Origin of the sequence: Pseudomonas benzopyrenica, from assembly GCF_036884265.1 — a bacterium.
In the GTDB taxonomy this organism is placed as follows: Bacteria; Pseudomonadota; Gammaproteobacteria; order Pseudomonadales; family Pseudomonadaceae; genus Chryseomonas; species Chryseomonas benzopyrenica.
Window position 1 is genome coordinate 2,262,374 of sequence record NZ_CP145723.1, and the last position, 9,715, is coordinate 2,272,088.

At 66.7% G+C, this 9,715-nt stretch carries 7 protein-coding genes; 4 read left to right on the top strand and 3 right to left on the bottom strand.

Features of this window, described 5'->3' with window-relative positions; genetic code table 11:
• Window positions 1-118: 118 nt before the first annotated feature.
• The 3 genes from V6W80_RS10615 to V6W80_RS10625 form a co-directional block, all read right to left on the bottom strand.
• A complete protein-coding gene (locus tag V6W80_RS10615) occupies window positions 119-1,021 on the bottom strand; it encodes a LysR family transcriptional regulator (RefSeq protein WP_338547004.1) in 903 nt (300 codons plus the stop codon).
• Between the two features lie 76 nt (window positions 1,022-1,097).
• Complete coding sequence (locus tag V6W80_RS10620) at window positions 1,098-3,125, bottom strand: pyridoxamine 5'-phosphate oxidase family protein (RefSeq protein ID WP_338547005.1); 2,028 nt, start codon at window positions 3,123-3,125, stop codon at window positions 1,098-1,100.
• Between the two features lie 30 nt (window positions 3,126-3,155).
• Window positions 3,156-3,767, bottom strand: a complete 612-nt coding sequence (locus V6W80_RS10625) for a glutathione S-transferase family protein (RefSeq protein ID WP_017639891.1) — start codon at window positions 3,765-3,767, stop codon at window positions 3,156-3,158.
• A gap of 308 nt (window positions 3,768-4,075) precedes the next feature.
• On the opposite strand from V6W80_RS10625, the gene V6W80_RS10630 reads away from it, so the two are divergent.
• The 4 genes from V6W80_RS10630 to V6W80_RS10645 all read left to right on the top strand — a co-directional run bounded on the left by V6W80_RS10630 (window position 4,076) and on the right by V6W80_RS10645 (window position 9,713).
• Window positions 4,076-4,588: a sigma-70 family RNA polymerase sigma factor gene (locus V6W80_RS10630; RefSeq protein WP_338547006.1), complete on the top strand. Its 513-nt coding sequence runs from the start codon at window positions 4,076-4,078 to the stop codon at window positions 4,586-4,588.
• Complete coding sequence (locus tag V6W80_RS10635) at window positions 4,585-5,529, top strand: FecR domain-containing protein (RefSeq protein WP_221433693.1); 945 nt, start codon at window positions 4,585-4,587, stop codon at window positions 5,527-5,529. Before V6W80_RS10630 ends, V6W80_RS10635 begins: the two co-directional genes overlap by 4 nt.
• Before the next feature lie 71 nt (window positions 5,530-5,600).
• Window positions 5,601-7,997, top strand: coding sequence for a TonB-dependent receptor (locus V6W80_RS10640; protein ID WP_338547007.1), 2,397 nt, complete (start codon window positions 5,601-5,603; stop codon window positions 7,995-7,997).
• Window positions 7,998-8,339: 342 nt separating this feature from the next.
• A complete protein-coding gene (locus V6W80_RS10645) occupies window positions 8,340-9,713 on the top strand; it encodes a diaminobutyrate--2-oxoglutarate transaminase (protein WP_338547008.1) in 1,374 nt (457 codons plus the stop codon).
• Window positions 9,714-9,715 lie beyond the last annotated feature (2 nt).

The window sequence follows — 9,715 nt, forward strand, 5'->3', positions numbered from 1 at the left end:
AGCCCCTGAGTCTAGGGAGCGGTGGTGGCGGCGGATGCCGAATTAACGCTGCACGAGCGGTGGCGGAACGCGTTCGGCGCGTCCTGGCCGCAGTTTGTGCGGTGGCCAATAGGCCTGCTCAGTCGGACGGTTCGCCAAACAGCGGATCACCGCGCAACGCCGCCACGGCCAGTTCGACGAAGGCCCTGACCTTGGCCGCCGCCTGGCGGCCCTGGGGATAGACCAGGTGCACCGGCAGGGGCGCCTCCTCGTGGTCAGTCAGTACGATCCGCAGGCTGCCTTCGGCCAGCGCCGGGGCGATCTGGTAATGCAGCACCCGGGTCAGACCGTGCCCCGCCTTGGCCGCGGCGATGGCGGCTTCGTTGGTGTTGCACAGCAACAGCGGATCCACCACCACCCGCTGTCCGCGGGCGAAGCGCCATTCCGGCGAGGCCCAGGCGCCCTGGCAGACAAGGATGCGGTGCTCCTTGAGTGCGGCTGGAGTGGCGGGAGTACCGCGCGCCTCCAGATAGCTCGGGGCCGCGCAGACCACCCGCCGCATCTGGCCGACCTGGATGGCGGTAAGCCCCGAATCCGGCAACTGACCAATGCGCAGGGCGACATCCATGCCCTCGTCCAGCAGATTCACCTGCCGGTCGACGAAAAAGGTACGGACGCGCATCTCCGGATAGCGGGCGAGAAAGTCCAGCACCAGCGGCAGCACGTGCAGCTGGCCGAACAAGAGCGGTGCGGTGATCGCCAGGGTGCCCGAAGGCTCGACCTGGTGCCCGGCGGCGGCCAGTTCCGCCTCGGCGATCTCGCCGAGAATGCGCCGACAATCCTGCAGATAGCGGGCGCCGGCCTCGGTGGGCTTCACCGAGCGGGTGGTGCGCACCAGCAAGCGGGCGCCGACCAGCGCCTCCAGGCCGGCCACCAGGCGCGTCACCGCCGGTGCGCTCAGGTGCAGTTCCCGGGCCGCGCGGGCGAAGCTCTCGGTTTCGGCCACCTTCACGAACACGCGCATCGCCTGCCAACGATCCATCTGCGGGGTCTTCCTCAGGGCGCCGGAGCGGACCGGCCAGAGGTGCATGGTAGTCGACCCGACCTGGCTGACCAGCCTAGAGATCGAATTCCAGCGGCGCGGACCCGGCCGCGGGCCGCGCGCAACAGAGCAGCGCCTGATTGGCGCCCACCGCCGCGGCGGGTTCCTTGAGATAGGTAACAGCGCCCTTGAGCAAGCGGGTACGGCAGCTGCCACAGTGCCCCTCGCGACAGCTGAACGCAGGCTCCAGCCCCTGGGCCTCGGCCAGTTCCAGCAGGCTGCCGGCCGCAGGCGTCCACCGCGCCTCCCGGCCGGACGCCGTGAAGCGCACCGGAATGGTCTCGGTGGACACCGCTGGGCGGGTTACTTCCGCCGTCGCCGTGACGGTGCGCATCAGTCCAGCCGGCCCGAAGGCTTCGGCATGGATACGATCATCCTCGATGCCATGACCCCGCAGGCCGTCATAGAGCCCCTGGGTAAAGGCAGCCGGACCACAGAGGTAGAAGTCGTAGTCGCCAAAGGGCAGGTAGCGCTCCAGCAACGCCATCTCGATGCGTCCGGCGGCGTCATAGTCCACCCCGGGAAGCGCATCGGAGGGATCGCTCAGCACCCTGATCATCCGTATCGACTCCGGCGCCTGGGCCAGCAGCTCGGCGAGCTCCCTGTCGAAGGCCCGTTCCGCCCTGGTGCGGGCGCCATAGAACAGCGTGACGGTTCGCCGACCTTCATGGACCAGCTGCCGCAACATGGCCAGCAGTGGGGTGATGCCGATTCCGGCGGCCAGCAACACCAGGGGACGAGTGTCAGCGGGTGCCAGGGTGAAGTCGCCGGCGGGCATTCGCGCTTCGATCAAATCGCCTTCGCGCCACTGGTCGTGGAGCAGCTGAGAGACCAGACCGTCGCGCTTGACGCTGATGCGGTAGCGACCGTCCGCGGGGAGGGAGGTCAGGGTATAGGTCCGCACCAGGTAGGGCTGGCCCGGCCGAGGTGTCACCCGAATCGGCAGGAACTGACCGGCCTGATAGGGAGGCAAGCCGGCGGCGTCCACGGGTTCGAGATGGAAGGAGCGGATGGTGGTGCTCTCCTGGACGATCCGGGCGATGCGTAGCGGGCGCCAGTGGCGGCCCTGGGCCCCAGCCTCCAGGCGCCGCTCGACTTCCAGCCAGCTGCCGGTCAGCTGGCTGCTGTCCGACGCTCCTCTGGCTTGGGCCTTCCAGCGCAGCGCCAGGGCGGCGCGGCGGCGAACGATCCGCCGTGGGCGAAAGGCCCAGAGCCGCTCGGCCCCGTCGAAAGCCGCGATCTCCGGCGAGTCGAACAGCACCTCGGCGGTGCCGCTCAGCTGCAGCAGATCCCCGTGTTCGTAGTCCACGAACAGCAGCCCGGCCCGGCCGTTGGCGACGACATTGCCCAAGGTGTTGAAGAACAGATTGCCGTTGAAGTCGGGAATGGTCAGCAGGTCCTCGGCGCCGACTCGGACGAAGCCCGGCTTGCCGCCGCGATGGGAGACATCGACCCGCCGCTGGCCTTGCTGGTCGGCATAGGAAGCGACGAAAAAGGTATCGGCGCCGGCAATCAACGCGCGAGCATCGGCGTCCAGGCAAGTGAGGTTCTCCACCGATGCGACCGGGGGCGGGCCTGGCGCGTGGACGACGCTCAGGTCGCGCAGCTGGATATAGCGCGGGCAATTGCCGAAGCTCTGGTCCACCGTCACGCGCAGACCCTGGGCAGTGACGCTGAGTGTGCCGTTCATGCGATTGCGGCGGCGCGTATGCAACTCGATGCCGAGCAGGCCCACGGCGGCGCCGTCGCCCAGGCCCGGGGTTGCCGGATCCTCGGCTGAGAGATGGGCGGCGATGTCCAGGGTGGTGGGCGTGGGCGAGGCGAGAAAGCCGGGCTGGCCTGCCAGGATCGTCGCCCAGGCCGCCCCCTCGGCATCGACGCTGCCCAGTATCACAAAGGGCAACTGCGCGAAGAACTGCCGATGCTGGTCAGGCATGAACGAGCGGATCACCCGCGGACCCAGGGCCGCCATGCGCTCACGGACGCCCAGGCGTTCCTGAATAAGGGTTTCGCCGGCGTGCCAGGTGGGTAGGGATTCGTGCATGACCGTGACCTCCAGCTAGGCGACGCGCGATCAGGTCCTGAGGCCTGCCGCGGTCCGGGGGAAGGGCACGAAGCCCGGCAAGGCTTCCACCCGCTGCAGGAAGGCACGCACGGCCGCGTAGGGTGCCAGATCCACATTGCCTTCCGGCGCCCCGGCCAAATAGCTATAGAGGGCGATATCGGCGACGGTCGGGTAAGCGGCCGCCAGCCAGTCTCGCGAGGCCAGGTGGGCCTCCAGGCGTTCGAGCAGGACATGGGCGCGGGCGATGACCTCGTCGGCATCCAGCTGGGCGCCGAATACCGTGATCAAGCGCGCCGCCGCCGGGCCATAGGCCAGCTCGCCGGCCGCCACCGACAACCAGCGTTGCACCGCCGCCGCGCCCGCGGGGTCCTCGGGCAGCCAGTCGCTGCGGCCCGTCTTTTTCGCCAGGTAGACGAGGATGGCGTTGGCATCGGCGACCACCGTTTCGCCATCCCGCAGGACCGGTACCTGACCAAAGGGGTTGAGGGCGAGAAATTCAGGCGTGCGATTGGCGCCGCCCGGGATATCGACGTCGATCAGCTCGACCTCTAATCCCAACAAGGAGGCGAAGAGCACAGCACGATGGGCATGACCGGACAGCGGGGTGTGATAGAGCTGCATGAGCCGACTCCTGGCAGGCATCGGGGCCAAGGGTGGTCCCGACAGGTGCTACCAGCTTGGAATCAGAATGTTCGTGAGGGAATGGGCCTTCTGGTCACTTCAGCATTCCGCAAAATGGAATGATCGAGCTATGGGCAGGCGAGGGCGGCTGCTCCCACCTTGGACCTCAGTGAGGCCCTTCGGCAGTCGCAAATCAGGCCTGATCCGTCTATCAGGCGGCAGTCTAGAGCGCTTGGGACTGGTCGGTGCCTCAAGTGGTAAAGTAGAATCAATATCATCTAAGCATCGTCGAGCAGGTAGCATCCGTCATGAATGACATGGCTCTCGCATCCTCGCGCCATCTTCATAGCCTCTATCGCGACCACAGCGGCTGGCTACAGGCTTGGTTGCGGCGGCGGCTGGGTAGCGAGTGGGATGCGGCCGATCTCAGCCAGGAAGCCTTTCTGCGGCTGGTGAGCAATCCCGAGGTGCTCGGCGAACTGCAGGAGCCGCGGGCCTATCTGGTCACCATCGGCAAGCGCCTGCTGATCAATTTCCAGCGCCGACGCAGCCTGGAGCAGGCGTACTTGGAGGCGCTGGCCGAGCTGCCCGAAGCCTGCGCGCCATCGCCCGAGCAACGCTGGATACTGCTGGAAACTCTGCAGGCCCTCGATGAGCTGCTCAATGGTCTGCCCACCCAGGTCCGCCAGGCCTTCCTGCTCAGTCAGCTCGAAGACCTCACCTATCGCGAGATCGCCGAGCGCCTGCACGTCTCCGAGCGCACCATCAAGAGATACATGGCGCAGGCCTATGAGCATTGCCTGCTGGCGGAGCTGTGCTGAGCAGCGGCCAAGACCGGCGGCGGACGGCGATCCGCGAGGCCGCGGGCTGGCTAGCGCTGCTGGAATCTGGCGCGGCGGGCGAGCGCGAACATCAGCAGCTGCAGGAGTGGCGCCAGGCCCATGCCGAGCACGAGCGTGCCTGGCAGGCGGCCTTGGCGCTGCAACAACGCTTCGCCGCGGTGCCTTCGCGATTGGCCATGGCCAGTCTGCAACCGGCCGACCGTGGCCGGCGGACCGCCATGCGCCAGTTGCTGGGGCTGGCGGTGGTGGTACCGACCGGCTGGTGGCTGACCCAGACGTTGCCTCTGGACGCCTGGACCGCCGACCTCAGCACCGCCACCGGCGAACGCCGTACCCTGACCCTGGCCGACGGCAGCCTGCTGCAACTCAATACCGCGACCGCCGTGGACCTGGATCCAGCCCGGCGACGCCTGACCCTCGTGCAGGGCGAGCTCTCGCTGCAGGTGCCTAGCGCCGAAGCAATGACCCTCGATACCCGTTTCGGCGTCCTGACGGTGCGCCAGGCCGAGGTCTGCGTGCATCAGCATGACGAGGGATGCGACGTACGGGTGGTCAGCGGCAGCGTGGGCGTGCGACCACTGAAGGGGCTCGGGCTGGAATTGGGCAAGGGCCAGCAATTGCGCTTGAGTGCCCTGGGAATCGGGGCTATCGAGCCCTTTTCCGCGACCCTGCTGAGCTGGCGCCAAGGGGTGCTGATCGCCCAGGACCAGCCGTTGGGCGAATTCCTGGAGGAATTCAGCCGCTATCGTCTCGGCCTGCTGCGTTGGGATCCTGCGGTTGCCAACCTCAGGGTCACCGGCAGTTTTCAACTTGCCGACACCGACCGGGTGCTGACTCTCCTGGCCGCTACGCTGCCGCTGGAGGTGCACTGGCGCACCCGCTTCTGGGTGACCCTGCAGCCGCGCACGGTCAGCGTCTGAAAAAAGCCTGTCCCCTTTTCGGTACTCGTCGGTCATTAACGGCATAGGACAACCAAAAGGAGGGGGATTCGATGGTGGCGTTGGTATTGCGTCCGTTGCTGCGTACGGGCCTGTTGGTGGCATTGAGCGGTACCCCTTGGTGGGCCGGTTCGGCGTGGGCCCAGGAGGCGGCTCGTCGGCATTACGAGATTCCCGCGGGCAGTCTCGCCCAGGCATTGACTCGCTTTGCGGCGGAATCCGGCGTCAATCTGGCGGTGGATCCGGGATTGGTGGGCAGGCGCAGCAGCGCTGGCCTCAAGGGCGACTTCGGCGTGGAAGAGGGCTTCAGCCGCCTGCTGGCCGGCTCTGGTCTGAGACTCCAGCCGCTGGGCGAGCGTGACTTCACCCTGGCGCCGGCGCCGCAGGAGAGTGGGGTCCAGGAGCTGGCCAGTACATCCATCGTCGCCACCAGCCTGCAGGCGGACGACGCTCCCTATGCCGGTGGCCAGGTCGCGCGGCAAGGCTCCCAGGGGCTGCTGGGCAATCGCGACTTCATGGACACGCCCTTCAGCCAGACCTCCTACACTGCCCAGACCGTCCAGAATCTCCAGGCCCGCACCCTTACCGACCTGATCGCCAGCGATCCCTCGGTGCGCTCCACCAATCCGTCGGGGGGTCGTTTCGAACAGTTCACCATCCGCGGTTTCAGCCTGTTCAACAGCGACGTCGCCTATAACGGCCTCTATGGGGTGCTGCCGACCTATTCCATCGACATGGAGATGGCCGAACGGGTCGATATCCTCAAGGGGCCGAGTCAGCTGCTCAATGGCATCTCGCCCCGCGGCAGCGTCGGCGGTGGCATCAACGTGGTGCCCAAGCGCGCCACCGATCAGCCCATCACCGAGATCACCGGCAGCTATGCCTCCGACAGCCAGGTGGGCGGGGCCGTGGACATCGGGCGTCGCTTCGGCGAGGACAATCGCTTCGGCATGCGCTTCAACGGCGTCAAGCAATCCGGCGACACCACCTGGGATCACCAGCACGTCGACCGCCAGATGGGCGTGCTGGGCCTGGACTATCGCGTGGAACGTCTGCGCCTGGGCCTCGATCTCGGCCATACCGAGCGCGACACCGATGCGCCCCAGGAACGGGTGCTGGTGGGGGCCAACGCCCGGGTGCCCGATGCCGATGACGTGCGCCACAACTATGCCCAGCGCTGGACCCGCGCCCAGACCAAGGACACCTTCGGCGCCCTGCGTGGCGAATTCGACGTCGACGACTCGCTGATGGTCTATGGCGCCGTGGGCGCGCGCCGCAGCGATCACGATTTCCTTCGCCACAACGTCTCCATCACCAACAACGCCGGCGATTTCAGCGTCCAGCCGCGCGACTTCACCCGCGACGAGAACGTGCGCACGGCCAACGTCGGTGCCCGCAAGTGGCTGCAAACCGGACCGGTCAGCCACGAGCTCAATGTCAGCGCCGACTACTTCTACATGGACTTCGAGAACGGCGGCGGGCGCTACGCCAACGGAACGAGCAATCTCTACAACCCCCGCGACCTGCCAGCGCCAGGCGTACAGACCCGCGCCGATGCCAAGGGCTACACCGAGAACCGGTTCAGCGGCGTGGCCTTGGCCGACACCCTGGGCTTCTTCGACGACCGCCTACTGGTCACCCTCGGCGCCCGCTGGCAGCGGGTCAAGGTGGACGACTGGTCCGATGGGGTGAAGCAAACCACCGCCTACGACGAGGAAAAGCTCTCGCCCTCGGCGGGCGTGCTGTTCAAGGCCACCGAGCGGCTCTCGCTCTATGCCAACTACATGGAAGGCCTGAGCCAGGGCAAGATCGCGCCGTCCACCGCGCTGAACGAGGACGAGATCTTCCCGCCCTTCATCAGTCGCCAGGCGGAGGTGGGCGCCAAGTACGACTTCGGCGCCGTGGCCGTGACCGCGAGTGCCTTCCGCATCAAGCAGCCAGCCTACGAGACCAACGCCACCAGCCGTACCTTCGGTCCCAACGGCAAGCGGGTCAACGACGGAGCGGAGCTGAGCGTGTTCGGCGAGCCGCTGGCCGGCTTCCGCGTGCTGGGCGGCCTGATGTACATCGACAGCGAACTCAGGGACACCGTGGGCGGTACCTTCGACGGCAATCGCGCCCCGGCCACGCCCAAGCTCAATGCCAACCTCGGCGCCGAACTGGACATCCCGGCGGTGCCCGGCCTGACCCTGACCGGACGGGGGATCTATACCAGCTCCCAGTACCTGGACCAGGCCAACAGCAAGGAAATCGATGCCTGGCATCGCTTCGACGTGGGCGCGCGTTACGCCTTCAAGGTCGACACCACCCGCGTGACCCTGCGCGCCTCGGTGGAGAACGTGATGAACGAGCGCTACTGGGCCTCCGCCGGTGCCTCCGACGACAGCGAACCCGGCCTGACGATCTCCACGCCGCGGACCTTCGTCCTCTCCACCACCCTGGCGTTCTGAACGCCAAAAATCCCGCCGTTGCGCAAGGTTCGTTGCAGTCCTGCGCGGCGGCGGATAACGCGGATAACCAACTAGGTGCACAACTGGGCCGCATTGCGCGGTCAAGGCCTATTACTCATTGATCGGAGTGTCATGCGGATATAACTGAAGCAAAGTTTCTATCAGGATAATTGCCGAGCTATTTCGATAACGGACCCACAGTGAGTTCGCGTTTCTTATCGTCCGCTAATTGGTGAAAGTTGGGCGAGTTCAAAGACTCGAGTATTGGTGGGAATAGCGGTTGAAGGATGAGAATGAAACTGATTATCGTTACCGAAGATAAACGTCTCGAGGTCTGACGCCATGCTTCAACCATCCCTTCGTCGTGACACAGCAACACCCGATAACGCTTTCTTTCTCGCTCGCCAGGCGCGCTTCGAATCCGAGGTCCGCAGTTATCCGCGCAAGCTGCCGCTGGCCATCGCCAAGGCCGGTGGCGTCTGGGTAACCGATGTCGAAGGCAAGGTTTATCTGGATTGCCTGGCCGGGGCGGGCACCCTGGCGCTGGGGCACAACCATCCGGCGGTCACCGAGGCCATCGCCGCTTTTCTCGCCAGTGGCCTGCCGATGCACAGCCTGGACCTCACCACGCCGCTCAAGGACGCCTTCAGCGAGCGACTGCTGGGTATGCTGCCGGGTCAGTCCGAGGACTACTGCCTGCAATTCTGCGGTCCGTCCGGCGCCGATGCGGTGGAAGCGGCATTGAAGTTGGCCAAGAAGGTCACCGGACGCAGCAACGTGGTCGCCTTTTCCGGGGGCTACCACGGCATGACCCACGGCGCCCTGGCCGTGACCGGCAACCTGGCGCCCAAACAGGGCGTGGCGGGATTGATGCCCGGGGTGCAGTTCCTGCCCTATCCCCATGAATACCGCTGCCCGCTGGGACTGGGTGGCGAGCGGGGCGCCGAGGCCCTGGCGCGCTACCTGGAGCGCTTCTTCGGCGACGTGGAAAGTGGCGTCTGCCGCCCGGCGGCGGTGATCGTCGAGGCGGTGCAGGGGGAGGGTGGCGTCAATCCGGCACCGCTGGAATGGTTGCGGACCCTGCGCCGGGTCACCCGGGAACACGGCGTTCTGCTCATCGTCGACGAGGTCCAGACCGGTTTCGGCCGCACTGGCGCGCTGTTCGCCTGCCAGCATGCCGGCATCGAGCCCGACATCCTGGTGCTGTCCAAGGCCGTGGGCGGCGGCCTGCCGCTGGCGCTGCTGGCGATTCGGCGGGAGTTCGACGCCTGGGAACCGGGTGGCCATACCGGCACCTTCCGCGGCAATCAGTTGGCCATGGCCACGGGACTCGCCACCCTGGAGGTCATCGAGCGCGAAGGCCTGGTCAGCCATGCCGCCCAGCTCGGTGGCTGGCTCAAACGGCATCTGGAGCGGCTGCGCGAACGTTTCCCCGCCATCGGCAATGTCCGTGGCCTGGGCCTGATGCTGGGCCTGGAGATCGTCGACTCGAGCGGCGAAGCGGATGCACTCGGCAGCCTGCCAGCCGATCCCGCCCTGGCGGCGGCCATTCAACGCCACTGTTTCGCCCAGGGGCTGCTGCTCGAGCGCGGCGGCCGCGACGGCAACGTGGTGCGGCTGCTGCCGCCGCTGATCCTGCAGGAAAGTCACTGCCTGGTGCTGCTCGAACGCCTGGAGGCGGCCCTCGTGGCGGCGCTGGCCGAGCCGCGTGGCTGAGC

Bases quoted from the DNA above. Each gene is read 5' to 3' on its own strand.
- V6W80_RS10640 (WP_338547007.1), top strand. From the start codon at position 5,601: ATGGTGGCGTTGGTATTGCGTCCGTTGCTGCGTACGGGCCTGTTGGTG.
- V6W80_RS10645 (WP_338547008.1), top strand. From the start codon at position 8,340: ATGCTTCAACCATCCCTTCGTCGTGACACAGCAACACCCGATAACGCT.
- V6W80_RS10615 (WP_338547004.1), bottom strand. From the start codon at position 1,021: ATGGATCGTTGGCAGGCGATGCGCGTGTTCGTGAAGGTGGCCGAAACC.
- V6W80_RS10625 (WP_017639891.1), bottom strand. From the start codon at position 3,767: ATGCAGCTCTATCACACCCCGCTGTCCGGTCATGCCCATCGTGCTGTG.
- V6W80_RS10630 (WP_338547006.1), top strand. From the start codon at position 4,076: ATGAATGACATGGCTCTCGCATCCTCGCGCCATCTTCATAGCCTCTAT.
- V6W80_RS10620 (WP_338547005.1), bottom strand. From the start codon at position 3,125: ATGCACGAATCCCTACCCACCTGGCACGCCGGCGAAACCCTTATTCAG.